The 14,380-nt window shown below is 71.1% G+C and carries 11 protein-coding genes; 7 read left to right on the forward strand and 4 right to left on the reverse strand.

Annotated features, from left to right (window positions below; all coding sequences use genetic code 11):
- Positions 1-27 precede the first annotated feature (27 nt).
- Positions 28-1,062, forward strand: coding sequence for an aldo/keto reductase (locus K7640_RS24690; RefSeq protein WP_308042692.1), 1,035 nt, complete (start codon positions 28-30; stop codon positions 1,060-1,062).
- 94 nt (positions 1,063-1,156) lie between these two features.
- On the opposite strand, the gene K7640_RS24695 is transcribed toward K7640_RS24690, so the two are convergent.
- On the reverse strand, positions 1,157-3,352 hold the full coding sequence (locus K7640_RS24695) for an alpha-L-fucosidase (protein WP_308042693.1): 2,196 nt from the start codon (positions 3,350-3,352) through the stop codon (positions 1,157-1,159).
- A gap of 626 nt (positions 3,353-3,978) precedes the next feature.
- Between K7640_RS24695 and K7640_RS24700 the strand changes: the two genes are divergently transcribed.
- Together K7640_RS24700 and K7640_RS24705 are read left to right on the forward strand one after the other, a co-directional pair.
- Positions 3,979-5,376 carry an enolase C-terminal domain-like protein gene (locus K7640_RS24700; protein WP_222957298.1) on the forward strand — a complete coding sequence of 466 codons (1,398 nt, stop codon included), beginning with the start codon at positions 3,979-3,981 and terminating at the stop codon, positions 5,374-5,376.
- 13 nt (positions 5,377-5,389) lie between these two features.
- Entirely contained in the window at positions 5,390-6,157 is a 768-nt protein-coding gene (locus tag K7640_RS24705) for a FadR/GntR family transcriptional regulator (RefSeq protein ID WP_222957299.1), read from the forward strand.
- Between the two features lie 18 nt (positions 6,158-6,175).
- On the opposite strand, the gene lhgO is transcribed toward K7640_RS24705, so the two are convergent.
- Positions 6,176-7,378 (reverse strand): L-2-hydroxyglutarate oxidase, encoded by a 1,203-nt coding sequence (gene lhgO, locus K7640_RS24710; RefSeq protein WP_222957300.1) that lies wholly within the window; start codon positions 7,376-7,378, stop codon positions 6,176-6,178.
- Between the two features lie 198 nt (positions 7,379-7,576).
- On the opposite strand from lhgO, the gene K7640_RS24715 reads away from it, so the two are divergent.
- Positions 7,577-7,918, forward strand: a complete 342-nt coding sequence (locus K7640_RS24715; RefSeq protein ID WP_255609891.1) for a GlsB/YeaQ/YmgE family stress response membrane protein — start codon at positions 7,577-7,579, stop codon at positions 7,916-7,918.
- Between the two features lie 86 nt (positions 7,919-8,004).
- Here K7640_RS24715 and K7640_RS24720 read toward each other — a convergent pair whose 3' ends face one another.
- Entirely contained in the window at positions 8,005-8,175 is a 171-nt protein-coding gene (locus K7640_RS24720) for a hypothetical protein (RefSeq protein ID WP_222957301.1), read from the reverse strand.
- 165 nt (positions 8,176-8,340) lie between these two features.
- Between K7640_RS24720 and K7640_RS24725 the strand changes: the two genes are divergently transcribed.
- Both K7640_RS24725 and K7640_RS24730 read left to right on the forward strand, forming a co-directional pair.
- Positions 8,341-9,927, forward strand: a complete 1,587-nt coding sequence (locus tag K7640_RS24725) for a beta-1,3-glucanase family protein (RefSeq protein ID WP_222957302.1) — start codon at positions 8,341-8,343, stop codon at positions 9,925-9,927.
- A gap of 102 nt (positions 9,928-10,029) precedes the next feature.
- Positions 10,030-12,018, forward strand: a complete 1,989-nt coding sequence (locus tag K7640_RS24730; protein WP_222957303.1) for an acyl-CoA dehydrogenase — start codon at positions 10,030-10,032, stop codon at positions 12,016-12,018.
- Positions 12,019-12,025: 7 nt separating this feature from the next.
- Here the strand turns inward: K7640_RS24730 and K7640_RS24735 are convergent, their stop codons facing one another.
- Positions 12,026-13,645, reverse strand: coding sequence for an Ig-like domain-containing protein (locus K7640_RS24735; protein WP_222957304.1), 1,620 nt, complete (start codon positions 13,643-13,645; stop codon positions 12,026-12,028).
- A 160-nt stretch (positions 13,646-13,805) separates the two neighbouring features.
- Between K7640_RS24735 and K7640_RS24740 the strand changes: the two genes are divergently transcribed.
- Positions 13,806-14,342, forward strand: a complete 537-nt coding sequence (locus tag K7640_RS24740) for a dihydrofolate reductase family protein (RefSeq protein WP_222957305.1) — start codon at positions 13,806-13,808, stop codon at positions 14,340-14,342.
- Positions 14,343-14,380 lie beyond the last annotated feature (38 nt).

The raw sequence follows: 14,380 nt of genomic DNA on the forward strand, positions 1-14,380 counted from the left end.
ACCGACGAGCACCTGGAGATGATGTCCGTGGCACAGGATCAGCAGCACAACCGCAGTGGGCCGCCGGTGATCCGGCCGGTGGCGCTGCCCCGCAGGCCCGCGGTGGAGGTGAGCACGCTCAGCTTCGGCGCCGCACAGGCCGGCAGCCTCTACCGCGCCAGGAGCGACGAGGACGTCGCCGCCGCGATCGACGCCGCCTGGGACGTCGGCATCCGCTATTTCGACACCGCACCGCACTACGGGCTGGGCCTGTCGGAACGACGACTCGGCGCCGCCCTGCGGTCCCGGCCCCGGGACGAGTACGTCGTGTCGACAAAGGTCGGACGGCTCCTGGTCCCGTCCCCGGACACCGCGCACCTGCGGGACCCGGACGGCTTCGACGTCCCCGCCGACCGTCGCCGGGTGTGGGACTTCAGCCGCGACGGGGTGCGTCGCAGCCTCGACGAGAGCCTCACCCGCACCGGTCTGGACCGGATCGACATCGTCTATCTCCATGACCCCGACGACCATGCCGAGCAGGCCATCAGCGAGGCGATCCCCGCTCTCGTCGAACTGCGGGAGCAGAACGTCATCGGGGCGATCGGCGCGGGCATGAACCAGTCCCGGATGCTGACCCGGCTCGTCGAGGAGACGGACGTCGACGTCGTCATGTGCGCGGGCAGGTTCACCCTGCTCGAACAGGGCGCCCTGGCCGACCTGCTGCCCGCCGCGCTACGGCACGACGTCGCGGTCGTCGTCGCCGGCGTCTACAACTCCGGCCTGTTGGCCCGGGACCGGCCGCCGACCAACGCCAGTTACAACTACGCCCAGGCTCCGACGGAACTTCTCGACCGGGCCAACCGGATCGCCGGGGTCTGCGAGGAGTACGGCACGACACTGCCCGCCGCGGCACTCGCCTACGCCCGCGCACACCCCGCCGTCGTGTCGCTGACGATCGGGATGGCGAGCGCCCGTCAGGTGCACGAGACCGTCCAGCGGGCGTCAGCCGCGATACCCGCCGCGCTCTGGCCCGCCCTGCACCGGGCCGGACTCATCAGCCAACTGCCGTTGACGTCGGCCTGAACGGGCTCACCCCGCGAACAGAAATGCGTCCGGGGCCGGCGTGTGCCGGCCCCGGGCGGCGCCGTTCCGGGTCAGTGCGGACGGGTTAGCTGGGTCAGCTCACGGGAGTGAGGGTCCACCGTAGGTTGTTGCTGGAGTCGACGGTCCACTGCTTGAGCGGCGAGCCCGCTGGCACGTTGCCGCCGCTGTCCAACGCCAGGCCGGTCTGCTTGTTGATCACGTTGTACACGCTGCCGACGCTGGCCAGGCGCCACAGTTGGCTGTCGGCCGCACTCGGTGCCTTCTGCTGGACCTGGGTTCCGCTCCCCCGCCCGAGTCCGTCGATCGCCAGCCCGGTGCCGGGGTTGGTGATGTGGTAGAAACCGGGTGCCTTCTCGGTCAGTTGCCACTGCTGCTCCGCGCTGCCGTCACCGGGTTGCTGCTTGACGGTGGCGCCGTCCTCGCCGGAGTCGGTGTCGAGGACCATGCCGTTGGTGGCGTTCTTGAACACGAACGGCGTGCTGACGTCCTTGACGACGCGGATCGAGCCCACGGTGAGCTTCGGCAGGGCGCTGACGGAGCCGGTGAACGACAGCGGCTCACCCTGGAAGTTGTCACCGGGGTAGAGCAGCAGCTGAGTGTCCGCGGCGACGCTCAGCGAGGCGGTCTTCGCCGGGTCGAAGCTGAGGTCGGCAAGCGCCGCCTTGTCGTAGGAACCCGGCTTGAGCAGCGCGCTGACCCCGAGGAAATCCTTGGTCTGGTAGACGCTGGCACCGTCGGCCGTGGGCCGGGGCGTCGGGATGCCGTCCTTGAAGCTCAGCTTGACCACGTACGCGGACGACGCGACGGGCCGCTGGCCGGGCATGGCGATCTTCAGGCCGTCCGGGTCCTGTCGGACGTTCTTGGTCAGGTTGAGGTAGCTGTTCTTGGTGGCGCCCAGCAGCTCGACCTTCTTCAGGTCCTGGAGGTTGGTCGTCGCCGAGCCGAGGCTGGTGATGTTGAGGACTCCGTTGTCGCCCGGCCAGCCGAGCACCGTCGCATACAGGGTGTCGTCCTTCTTGTTGCGGGTGAACCGGATGTCGGTCTTGGTCCCGACCTTCGGCGCGGTGAACGATCCGCCGCCCATCTTGGTCGGGCCTTCGCCGTAGATGTCCCACGCCCGGGTGGAGTAGATGGACTCGCCCCAGCGGTTCAGGTAGTCACCGATGTCGTGCAGCACGTCGCGCTGGCCCTGCGGGATCTCCCCTTCCACCGTCGGGGAGACGTTGAGCAGCATGTTGCCGTTCTTGCTGACCCGGTCGACGAGCGCGTGCAGCATCTGCTGGGAGCTGTAGTACCCGATGCCCTGGGTGTAGCTCCAACTGCTGGAGGAGATCGCGTCGTCGGTGAGCCAGTACGGCCGTACGATGTCCGCCGGCCCGCCGCGCTCGTAGTCCTCGACGGCGCTGGCGTTGTGGAAGCCGCCGTCGAAGTGCTTGTAGGTGGTCACCACCTCCTTGTTCCACTCGCGGCCCTTGTTGAAGTAGTAGGCCAGGTAGTTCAGCCGTTGCTGCTCGCTCACCGCGCAGGGGCCGGGGTCGCCGTGGCAGTAGCCCGGGCTGTTGAGCGCGAAGTCGTTCCAGATCATGTCCGGCTGCGCCTGGTCGATGACCTCCCGCTGCTTGTCGAACCAGAGCTGGTCCTCCTCGGCGCGGGGAAGCTGCCCGTAGAGCTTGCGCAGACTCGGGTCCGTCTGTTGTGGGACGAACCGGTAGAAGCCGTTGTAGTTGAACGACTGGTGCATGGCGACCATCAGCTTCATGTCCTGCTTCCGCACCGCCTCGGCGAAGAGCTTGAGCAGGTCGAGCTTCGGTCCCCGGTCGACGGAGTTCCACTCGTTGACGTCGCTGTCCCACATGGAGTAGCCGTCGTGGTGCTCCGCCACCGGTCCACTGAACTTGGCGCCGGAGTCCTTGAACAGTCGGGCCCACTCGTCGGGGTCGAACTTGCCGCCCTGCGACTTCAACACCGGCTTGAACTGCACCGGGTTGCCGGCCTTGTCGACACCGCCGTCGATGAACTTGTCGTACCCGAACTCGGTGCGGGGGTCGCCATAGGTGGCCTTGTGATGGTTGTTGATGTTGCTGCCGTCGACGTACATCTCGCGGCCGTACCACTCGTGCCCGTACTGCGGGGTGGTGAAGGCGCCCCAGTGCCAGTAGATGCCGAACTTGGCGTCCTTGAACCACTCGGGTGCGGCGTTGTGTTGGTCGATCGACTCCCAGGTCGGCTCATAGGGTGCGTCCTGGGTTGGTGGCGCCAGGGCGGCCACACCGCCGGCGGACGCCGCTGATGGCGCAACGAGGGCTGCGGGGCAGAGCGTGACCGCGGCCGCAAGGGCTGCGACGCGGCTGGGTCGTCTTCTCATTTCAGAAAGTACCTCTCGTGGGACGGACGATGTTTCCGGCAGTGGGGAGGTCCTCGAGCGCACGGGAACCTTGCACCCGGCCGGCGTGGCGCCAGTACGACTGGGAGCTCGACACCGACAGGGGGCGTGCGGCGCGACCGGCAGCAGGACGAGGCTCTGAGTAAGGTGCCAGGAATCTACAAACATTTGATGTATCGAGTCAACGGCTGTAACGAAGTTGGTCGACACTACGCCCCCGAACCGTCCATCTTGCCGCGATGTCTGATGTCTCCCGCGCCCCGCCGTCGGCGGCGACGAACGGCCAGCACCCGCCGGAGCACGCCGAACGCACCGCGCTCAGGCGCGCAGAGCAGGGTCGCACCCGGCGGTCCGGAGAGGACGATGGGCGCGCTTCCACGCGCAGTCACACCAGTCGGAATCGCCGATACATTGGATGTCTCGCCCAGCACCTTCGTTGACGCTTCGAGAGCCGCCTTCGTATACTTCCCACGGTCATCTGACCTTTAGATCGCTGAGCAGACGGGTGCCTCATGCCGCAGATCACCGCTGTCACCGTCGAGGACGTCCGGTTCCCCACGTCACTGACCGCGGACGGCTCGGACGCGATGAACAAGGACGGCGACTACTCGGCGGCCTACGTCGTGCTGCACACCGACGGCGTCGACCCGGCCGGTGCGCCCCTCGGCGGCTACGGGCTGACCTTCACGATCGGCCGGGGCAACGACATCGTCGCGGCGGCGGCGCTGCTCCAGGCCCGACGCCTCATCGGCTGGGACGTGGCGGCCATGGCGGCGGACATGGGCGCGCTGTACCGGTTTCTCACCGCCGACTCCCAGCTCCGCTGGCTCGGCCCGGAGAAGGGCGTCGTCCATCTCTCCCTGGCGGCCGTGCTGAACGCGTCCTGGGACCTCGTCGCCCGCGCCGCCGGGAAGCCACTGTGGCAGCTGCTCACCGACATGTCGCCGGAGCAGCTCGTCGACGTCGCCGACCTGCGCTACCTGTCCGACGCGTTGACCCGGGACGAGGCACTGGAGATCCTCCGCGCCAGGGCGGGCACGAAGGGCGACCGCGTCGCCGAGCTCGCCCGCACCGGCTACCCCGCCTACACCACGTCCGCGGGCTGGCTCGGCTACGACGACGACAAGCTGCGCTGGCTGTGCCAGGAGGCGGTCGACGCGGGCTACGGCCACGTCAAGCTCAAGGTCGGTGCCCAGCTCGACGACGACATCCGACGCTGCGCCATCGCGCGAGAGATCATCGGTCCGCACCGCAAGCTGATGATCGACGCGAACCAGGTGTGGGATGTCGGCCAGGCCATCGAGTGGGTGCGGGCGCTCGCCCGGTTCGATCCGCTGTGGATCGAGGAACCCACCAGCCCCGACGACATCCTGGGACATGCGGCCGTCCGCCGCGCCGTCGCGCCCGTCGGTGTCGCCACCGGCGAACACTGCCACAACCGGGTGATGTTCAAGCAGCTGTTCCAGGCCGAGGCCATCGACTTCTGCCAGTTGGACACCGGTCGGCTGGCCAGCGTCAACGAGATCGTCGCGGTGCTGCTGCTGGCAGCGAAGTTCGACGTACCGGTCTGTCCGCACGCCGGCGGCGTCGGGTTGTGCGAGATGGTGCAGCACGTGTCCGTGCTCGACTACGTCGCGGTCTCGGGAGATCTGACCAACCGGGTGACCGAGTTCGTCGATCACCTGCACGAGCACTTCACCGACCCGTGCCTGGTACGGGACAGCGGCTCGGGGAGCGCCTACGTGCTACCCCGGTCGCCGGGCTACTCCACGCAGATGCGTCCCGAGTCCCTGCAGCGGTACCGATTCCCGGACGGCCAGTACTGGGTGACCGCCGGCGCCGGGACGCCGACCGCTCCCCCGCGGCTGACCGTCCTGACCGACGAGCCGGCGACGGCGGTGGCGAGATAGCGGAGCACGGATCATGTCACGCACCGACGCAGTGGTGGACAGCATCAAGCGGATGATCCTCGACGGCGCACTTCGGCCCGGTGATCGCCTGCCGGTCGAGAAGGAGCTCGCCGAGTCGCTGGGCGTCTCCCGGGGTTCCCTGCGCGAAGGAGTGTCGGCGCTGTCGATCCTCGGCATCGTCAACACCCGGCAGGGCGACGGGACCTACGTCACCAACCTCGACGCGAGCGAGTTGCTGGCGCCGATGGGCTTCGTGGTCGACTTCCACGGCCAGGGCGACGCGCGGCACATCCACAGCGTCCGGCGCCTGCTGGAGGGGGAGGCGGCACGACTGGCCGCGACCCGGATCACCCATGAGGCGCTCAGCCAGGCCAGGGAGCTGCTCGACGAGGCGGCCCTCATCGTCGGCCGGTCGCCGCAGGACCACGAACGCGTCATCGAGATCGACATCGCCTTCCACCGCATCATCGCGGCGCACAGCGACAATCCGGTGCTGGTCGGCCTGATCGAGGCGTTCGCCGGACGCACCGTTCGCGGCCGGCTGTGGCGCAGCCTGCACGAGGCGGGCGCCGACGGGCGTACCCACGACGAGCACGTGGCGATCTGGCGGGCCCTGGCGGCGCGGGATCCCGAACGGGCTCGCACCCGGATGGCGAACCATCTGATGGGCGTGGAGGAGTCGCTGGACCGGCTGCCGGAGGACGTCGTGCGCGGCGCGCGCCCGGGGCCGGCGAACGCCCCGGCACCGGGCGCGACCGAGCTGCTCTCGCACCACCCGTGAGCCGCCGGCCGGCCCGGCTCAGGCAGCCGCCAACCGGTCCACGACGTGCTCGGCGATGGCGAGGCTCGACGTGGCCGCCGGCGACGGCGCGTTGCGGACCAGGAGGACCGGCCCCGCCCGGTGGAGCAGGAAATCGTCCACCAGGGATCCGTTCCGGGCCACCGCCTGGGCGCGCACCCCGGCCGGGGCCCGCACCAGATCGTCGGCGGTGAGTCCCGGCAGGTAGCGCGCGGCGTGCCGGGCGAAGCGCCGGCGGGACAGCGAGCCGGCCAGCTCACGCACGCCGGTCCGCCAGTGCCGGCGCGCCATCCTCGCCGTTCCCGGCCACGCGACGATCCGGGCCAGGTCCCGCGCGCTGACGTCACCCCAGGTGTACCCCTCGGTGGACAGCGCGAGCACGGCGTTCGGCCCGGCCAGCACCTCGTCGTCGACGTGGCGGGTCAGGTGGATGCCGAGGAACGGGTAGCGCGGGTCCGGCACCGGATAGACCAGCCCCCGCACCCGGTCGCGCGCGTCGGCCCGGAGCCGGTAGTACTCGCCGCGGAACGGGAGGATCCGCGTGTCGTCGCGGCTGCCCACCATCGCCGCCACCGTGTCACCGGACAGCCCGGCGCACACCACGAGCTGGCGCAGCGCGTGCCGGGAGTGGCCGGCCGACACCTCGACCAGCCCGGCCCGCGGCCGGACCGCGTGCACCGCGGTGGACGTCAGCACCTGACCGCCGAGTCGCCGCACGTCCGCGGCGAGCCGCTCGCAGACGGCGACGAAGTCCACCACCGCGGTACGGGGTGAGTGCAGCGCGGCGATCCCGGCGACCGCCGGCTCGCGGTCGCCGATGCCGGCCCGGTCCAGGCGGGCCAGGTCCGGTACGCCGTTGGCCCGCGCCCGTTCCTCGATCCGGTCCAGGGCCGGCAGCTCGGCGGGGTTCAGCGCCACCACGAGCTTGCCGAGTTCCCGGTAGGGCAGGCGGTGCTCGGCGCAGTATTCGCGCAGCAGCCCGACGCCCCGCCGGCACAGCCGGGCCTTGAGCGAGCCGGGCGGATAGTAGAGGCCGGCGTGCACCACACCGCTGTTGTGCCCGGTCTGGTGGGCGGCGAGCCGGTCCTCCTTCTCGAACACCGTGACGTCGGCGCCGGGCCGGCGCAGCAGCAGCTCCCGTGCGACCGCCAGGCCGACGATGCCACCGCCCACGACACCGACGGCCTGCTTCGTGTCGCTCATCCGGCCAGCCACCTCCGTCGACGGCGATCATCAGCCGCCGTGAGAAAACTACCCGGCGCGAGGCGGTTCGCGCGCGCCCGCCGGGCTCAGCGTCCACGCCGCACCGCTCGGTCCACAGGGGATGCTCAGCTCGGGCCGGTTTCCGGTGGCGTGCCGGGCGGGCATGTACTACCCGAACGCGGAAAGGGAGTGACGACGATGCTGGTGACTGGTTATCTCGGCGCGGTGCTCATCGGCGCCCTCGTCGGCCTGCTCGGCCGTTTGGTGCTGCCCGGCCGGCAGCGGATCGGCATCTTCGCGACCTTCGTCATCGGCGTCGGCGCGGCGGTGCTCGGCACCGTGGTCGCCCGGACGTTCGGCATCGCCGACGACGCCCCGATGCGGCTCTGGGTGCTGCGCTGGGACTGGATCGTGTTGGCGCTCCAGGTCGGCTTCGCGGTCGTCGGCGTCGCGGTGGCGAACATGCTGACCTTCACCCGACTCGCCGGCGGCGACGACGACAAGCGGCGGCGGCCGGCCCGCACCCGGGCCGGGAAGTGAGCGCGGGGACCGACGATCCGGTCCAGGCCCGGGTCTCGCCGACCCGGGTCGGCCCGTACGGTCCCCGTGCCTCGGCGTGGCGGCCGTCAGGCCGGTTCGGGCACTCCCCCGGCCTCGCCGTCGTCGGGCATGGGCTCGACCGGCGCCTCCGGCAGCTCGCCGGGGCCTTCCGGGAGTAGTTCCGCGGGGTCGTCCGGCACGGTCTCACGCGGGTCGAGCGGTGGGTACAACTCGGGATCGAGGTCGGGGTTCGTCATCGCGCAAGTATCCGCCGACGTCGCCGGGATCGCCCGGCGAGCCCGCACCGGCCGGCGGCGCCGCGCCGACGCAACGCATCGGCAACCACCTATTGACAAAGGTTGTTTCCGATTACACGCTGAGAGAGCGCTCTCACCCGCTCCTCCGCAACCCTGGGGTGTCCCATGCGACTTCGAAGAAGGCTGCTGGCAGCCGCGTCCACCCTGCTCGTCGGCCTGGGCAGCAGCGTCGCCCTCGCCGCCCCCGCGCACGCGGTCGGTCCGGCCCTGCTGCCGGTCACCGTCACCAACACCACCGGCCGCGCCGACGCCGTGCACCTCTACGTCATCGGCACCCAACTGGCCACCGGCCGGCTCGGTTACGTGACGGCCGCCGGCGCCTTCGTGCCGTGGACGGGCGGGCAGATCCCGCCGGCACCCGCGCCCGACGCCGCCATTCCCGGACCCGGCAACGGCGGCAGCACCACGATCCAGTTCCCCCGCGGCTTCTCCGGCCGGGTCTACTTCGCCCTCGGCCAGAAGCTGAAGTTCTTCCTCACGCCGGACGGCCTCGTGCAGCCCGCCCCGTGGGCGGCGGGTGACGCCAACCGCGACATCCTCTTCGACTGGAGCGAGTTCACCTACAACGACTCGGGACTGTGGCTGAACAGCTCACAGGTCGACATGTTCGCGGTGCCGCACGCGGTGACCGTGACCGGCGCCAGCGGCGTGACCAGGCGGACCGGCGACGTGGTGACCAACGGGCGCAACGCGGTCATCGACGGGATCCGGGCCCAGCCGGGCTGGGCCAACACCGTGCACACCCGCTCGGACGGCACCGTGCTGCGGGTGCTGGCCCCGGGCAAGGCGGCCGGCGCCGGACTCCTCAGCCCCACCTACCTGGATTCCTACATCGCCGCCGCGTGGAACGCGTACACCACCAGGACGCTGACCGTGGTCCCGTTCGTCAACCAGCCCACCGTCCGCTACTACGGCCGGACCTCCGGCAACACCATGACCTTCACCAACGGCAGCGGCCAGGTGGTCGCCTCGTTCAACCGGCCCTCGTCGGCCAGCGTCTGGGGCTGCGACGGCGACCTGCCCGCGCCGAACGACCAGGTCGTCGGCCCGATCTCGCGTACGCTCTGCGCCGCGCTGAACCGCGGCACCCTCGGCACCGTCGACACCCAGCCCAGCACCGACGCCGCCGCCTTCTACCGCAACACCCCCACCAACCAGTACGCCCGGCTGATCCACGCCAACATGGCCGACGGCAAGGCGTACGCGTTCGCCTTCGACGACGTCGGCGGCTTCGAGTCCCTGGTGCACGACGGCGATCCCCGCGCCGCCGGACTGGTCCTCAGCCCGTTCGGCGCCGGCGCGACCAGCACCCCGACCGCTCTCGTCAGCAGCCTGAACAACAAGTGCATCGACGTGCCCAGCGCGAACTTCGTCGACCGCGCCGCCCTGCAGATGTGGACCTGCAACAACACCAACGCGCAGCAGTGGACCTTCGCCGGCACCGCCCTGCGCAGCCAGAACAACAAGTGCATGGACGTCGACGGCGGCTCGACGGCCAACGGCGCGACGGTCCAGCTCTACACCTGCAACGGCACCGGCGCCCAGCAGTTCACCCTGAGCCCGGCCGGGGACCTGGTCAACCTGCAGGCCAACAAGTGCGTCGACATCAAGGACCGCAACGCCAACGACGGCGCGCGGCTGCAGCTGTGGGACTGCTCGGGGATCGCCAGCCAGAAGTGGCGCAAGGGCTGACCGCGCGCGGGGTGCGACAGGTCGGGGCATCATCGGCGGACCAGCGGGTATTCTTGATCAGGTCCAGACTGCACCATATATCCGCCATGTCGTGAGGTGACCATGCCCGAGCACGCGTCCGACATCGACCTCGACCGCCTGCGGGAAGTGCTCGACGGGCCGTGGGCGAAGGTCCGCAACGCGCACCGGGAGCACCTCGACGAGCGCTTCCTCCCGGTGTACGGCGAGACCGGCGACCAGGCTCGCGAGCGGATCAGCCGGCTGCTCACCGAGCTTCCGGTCGAGCTGGGTATCGCGTCGGCCTTCCCCACCGAGTACGGCGGCGCATCCGACGTCGGCGGCTCGATCGTCGCCACCGAGATGCTGGCGCAGGTCGACCTGTCACTGATGGTCAAGGCGGGCGTGCAGTGGGGCCTGTTCGGCGGCGCCGTGCTGGCCCTCGGCACCCGGCGGCACCACGACGCCTACCTGCGGGACATCATCTCGGGCACGATCTTCGGCTGCTTCGCGATGACCGAGACCGGGCACGGCTCCGACGTCCAGCAGCTGCGCACCACCTGCACGTACGACCCGTCGACGCAGACCTTCGACCTGCACACCCCGCACGAGGCGGCCCGCAAGGACTACATCGGCAACGCGGCCCGCGACGGGCGGATGGCGGTGGTCTTCGCCCAGCTGATCACGGGCGGGCGCCGGCACGGCGTACACGCCTGGCTGGTCCCGATCCGCGACGCCCAGGGCAACCCGCTGCCCGGTGTGACCATCGGCGACGCGGGACCCAAGGCCGGCCTGCTCGGCGTGGACAACGGGCGGCTCAGCTTCGACCACGTCCGGGTGCCCCGGGACATGCTGCTGGACCGGTACGGTCAGGTCGCCGCCGACGGCACCTACTCCAGCCCGATCGAGAACGACTCGCGGCGCTTCTTCACCATGCTCGGCACTCTGGTCCGCGGCCGGGTCAGCGTGGGCGGCGCCGCGGCGGCGGCCACCAAGTCGGCGCTGACCATCGCCGTGCGCTACGGCGACATCCGTCGCCAGTTCTCCACCCCCGACGCCGACCGGGAGGTGCTGCTCAACGACTACCTGGCCCACCAGCGCAAGCTGCTGCCCGCCCTGGCCACCACGTACGCGTTGACCTTCGCCCAGGCCGAGCTGGTGGCCGCGCTCAACGAGGTGCACGGCAGCGACGGGCCGGTCGACGAGCACCGGCAACGGGAGCTGGAGTCCCGGGCCGCCGGCCTCAAGGCCGCCCAGACCTGGCACGCCACCCGCACCATCCAGATGTGCCGCGAGGCGTGCGGCGGCGCCGGCTACCTGGCCGAGAACCGGCTGCCCAGCCTCAAGGCAGACACCGACGTCTTCACCACCTTCGAGGGTGACAACACGGTGCTGCTGCAACTGGTGGCCAAGGGGCTGCTCACCGGCTACCGCGACGAGTTCGGCTCGCTGGACGGCTGGGGGCGCGCCTCCTTCGTCGCCGAGCAGGTGCGCGAGATGGTGCTCGAACGCACCGCCGCCCGGTCGGTCATCGAACGGCTGATCAGCGCGGCGCCCGGCCGCGACGAGGAGGTCGCCGTCACCGACCGAGGCTGGCAGCTCAAGGTCTTCGACGACCGCGAGCGGCACCTGCTCGACGGCGCGGTCCGCCGGCTGCGCAACGGCGCGGCGACGAAGAAGGACCGTCCCTTCGACATCTTCAACGACGTCCAGGACCACGTCCTCGCCGTCGCCGCCGCGCACGTCGACCGGGTCACCCTGGAGGCGTTCGTCGCCGGCATCGAAGCCACCGCGGACCCGGCGGTCCAGGCGCTGCTGTCCCGGGTCTGCGACCTGTACGCGCTCAGCGTCATCGAGGCCAACAAGGGCTGGCTGCTGGAGCACGGCCGGCTCACCCCGGCCCGCGCCAAGGCGATCACCGCCGTGGTGAACGGCCTGCTCAAGGAGCTGCGCCCACAGCTGCGCACGCTGGTGGACGGCTTCGCCATCCCGGACGCCTGGTTGCACTGCGCCATGCTGCGCGAGGAACCCGACCGGCAGGAGACGATGGCCGCCCACGACGCCGCCGATGACCCGCAGGCGGTCCCGGCATAGGCCCTGCCTATCGGCAGGCGGCCGTGACGACCACGGGCGCCTGCGCCAGCGCCGGCGGGCGGCAGTCACCCGGTGCCGCCGGCCGCCACGCCGCGGCCACGTTGTGGACCCAGTCCTCCGGCCGGTGACCGGCCCACCGGGAGAGGTCGTGCCCGCCGTCCAGGCCGGCGGCGAGCAGCACGCCGTAGGAGCCGGTCCGGACCGCGGCCAGCAGTTCCCGCATGCCGACCGCCGGGTAGCCGAGCGCGGCACACGCCTCCTGCCCCTCCCGCCAGCAGGTCCAGGCGAGGGCCGGATCGCCGATCGCCCGGTCCGGGTACGGCGCCGTGAACAGGTCGTACACCACCGCGTCGGTGCCGATGGTCTGACCGACGCTCTGCCAGAAGTCGACGGCGTGCGCGGCGTCCGGCATCGGCTTGGCGCAGACCGCCCGCTCGTCCCGGCACACCGCCCCCGGCCCGGTGTAGCTGCCGTGGCTCCAGGTGAGCGCGACGATCGGCGTGATGCCGGCCGCCGCCAGCCGCTCGGTGTACGCGACGACCTCCTGCCGGTACGGCTCGCCGCCGTAGCGCGGGTCGACGTACGGCAGGCCGAGCCAGCAGGCCTCGTTGAGCGGTAGGTACACCGCCTGCACGCCGCGGGCGGCCAGCCGGTCCACGGCGGTCGCGTCGACCGGACCGTCCCAGATGCCCTGCCCGTGCACGCACCGGGACTCCGCGCCGGTACGCGCGAGCGGTGCCAGCGGTCGGGGAGCCGCCGCGTCGATGACCGGGGAGATGCCCCACAGCCGGTCCCGCACGACGCTGACGTACGGCGCCTGGCGTTCCTCGCCGGGGGTCAGCACCCGCACGAGCGGGGCCGCGCTGCTCTGCTTCGCACCCTGGTCGTCGTACGCCCAGGCGAAGAGGAGGTATCCGCCGGCCGGCAGGTCCCGCCACCGGGCGGTGTACGGCGCGGTGGTGTCGGTGCCGAGCGGGACCGGCTCCGGCAGGTCGCCCATGCCGAAGAACTCCACCCGGGCGATCCGCCGGCCCGGCGCGGGTGTGGCGGTGGCCTCGACCGTGATCGTCGCCGGTGCGAAGAAGTGGTCCCCGTCCTCGGGTCGGATGATCCGCACGAGGGGCCGGTTCGGGTCGGGCCCCGGGCTGGGTGACAGGCTCGGGGTCGGGCTCAGCGTCGGGCTCGGCGTGCCCGGCGTGGCCGTCGGGCCGGGCGCCGGCGGCAGCACGGTCCCGCACGGGACGCCGTTGAGCGTGAAGGCGGCCGGGCCGCCGCCCTTGACCCCGCGCGTCATGACGTACGGAAAGGAGACCCGCCGGTCCGCCGGCAACCCGGCACCGGGGAGGCCGCGCAGGGTGACCTGCCCGCCGTGCTGTTCCCAGCGCACGCCGTCGACGTGCTTGAGCTGCTCGGTGGGATACCGGAGCTGGAAGCGCAGCGTCCACTCCCCCAGCGACCGGCCCACGCTCACCACGGTGAGCTCGCCGCGTTGCATCGACGGGTACTGGAACCGGATCTGCGTCTCGACGGCGCATCCGCCGGCGGCGGACGCCGGGAGCACCACGGCGAGGGCCGGCGCGGCGGCGACGAGCGCGGCGACGACCAGCCCGACGATGCGATTCCTCATCGACAATCCCCCGTACATCGACGTTAATCACTTCGAAGGTTGAGCGGGCCCGGGCCGGAAGTCAAGGACATCCCGGGAAAGGCGGCACCGGGCACCGATGAGTTCCGGTCGCGCGACCGGTCCAGGCGGTAAGGGTCCATGCCAACCGGAGGTGTCGAACGTGCGCAAGGTCGTCGTCTACGAGCTGTCGTCCCTCGACGGGGTCGCGGAGAAGCCGGATGACTTCTTCGGCGACTGGGACGACGTGATGGATGCCAACCTCGGCGCTGTCATCGCGGCGCAGGACGCGGTCATCCTCGGCCGGCGCAGTTACGACGAGTGGGCCGGGTACTGGCCGGGCAGCGACGTCGAACCATTCGCGACCTTCATCAACGGGGTAGCGAAGTACGTCGCCACGTCCACACCACTCGATCCGAAGTGGGACAACACGACTGTCGTCGACGGCGATCTGGTCGAGTTCGTGCGGGACCTGAAGAACGAGCCCGGCGCCGACATCGGCGTGCACGCCAGCATCTCGGTCGCCCAGGCGCTGCTTGCCGCGGGCCTCGTCGACGAGCTCCGGTTGGTGATCGCGCCGGCGGTCGCCGGCGGTGGGCGGCGGCTCCTCGACGGCGTGCCGGCGATCCGGCTCGAGCCGACCCGGAGCACCACCTCACCGACCGGCCATCTGCTCCTCGACTACCGCGTCCTCGGGTAGGCGAGCGGCGCCCGAGCGGTTCCTCGCCGCGCACCGAC

It is taken from the genome of Micromonospora sp. PLK6-60 (assembly GCF_019890675.1).
GTDB lineage: Bacteria > Actinomycetota > Actinomycetes > Mycobacteriales > Micromonosporaceae > Micromonospora.

Bases quoted from the DNA above. Each gene is read 5' to 3' on its own strand.
- lhgO (WP_222957300.1), bottom strand. From the start codon at position 7,378: ATGAGCGACACGAAGCAGGCCGTCGGTGTCGTGGGCGGTGGCATCGTC.
- K7640_RS24735 (WP_222957304.1), bottom strand. From the start codon at position 13,645: ATGAGGAATCGCATCGTCGGGCTGGTCGTCGCCGCGCTCGTCGCCGCC.
- K7640_RS24730 (WP_222957303.1), top strand. From the start codon at position 10,030: ATGCCCGAGCACGCGTCCGACATCGACCTCGACCGCCTGCGGGAAGTG.
- K7640_RS24700 (WP_222957298.1), top strand. From the start codon at position 3,979: ATGCCGCAGATCACCGCTGTCACCGTCGAGGACGTCCGGTTCCCCACG.
- K7640_RS24720 (WP_222957301.1), bottom strand. From the start codon at position 8,175: ATGACGAACCCCGACCTCGATCCCGAGTTGTACCCACCGCTCGACCCG.
- K7640_RS24705 (WP_222957299.1), top strand. From the start codon at position 5,390: ATGTCACGCACCGACGCAGTGGTGGACAGCATCAAGCGGATGATCCTC.
- K7640_RS24715 (WP_255609891.1), top strand. From the start codon at position 7,577: ATGCTGGTGACTGGTTATCTCGGCGCGGTGCTCATCGGCGCCCTCGTC.
- K7640_RS24725 (WP_222957302.1), top strand. From the start codon at position 8,341: ATGCGACTTCGAAGAAGGCTGCTGGCAGCCGCGTCCACCCTGCTCGTC.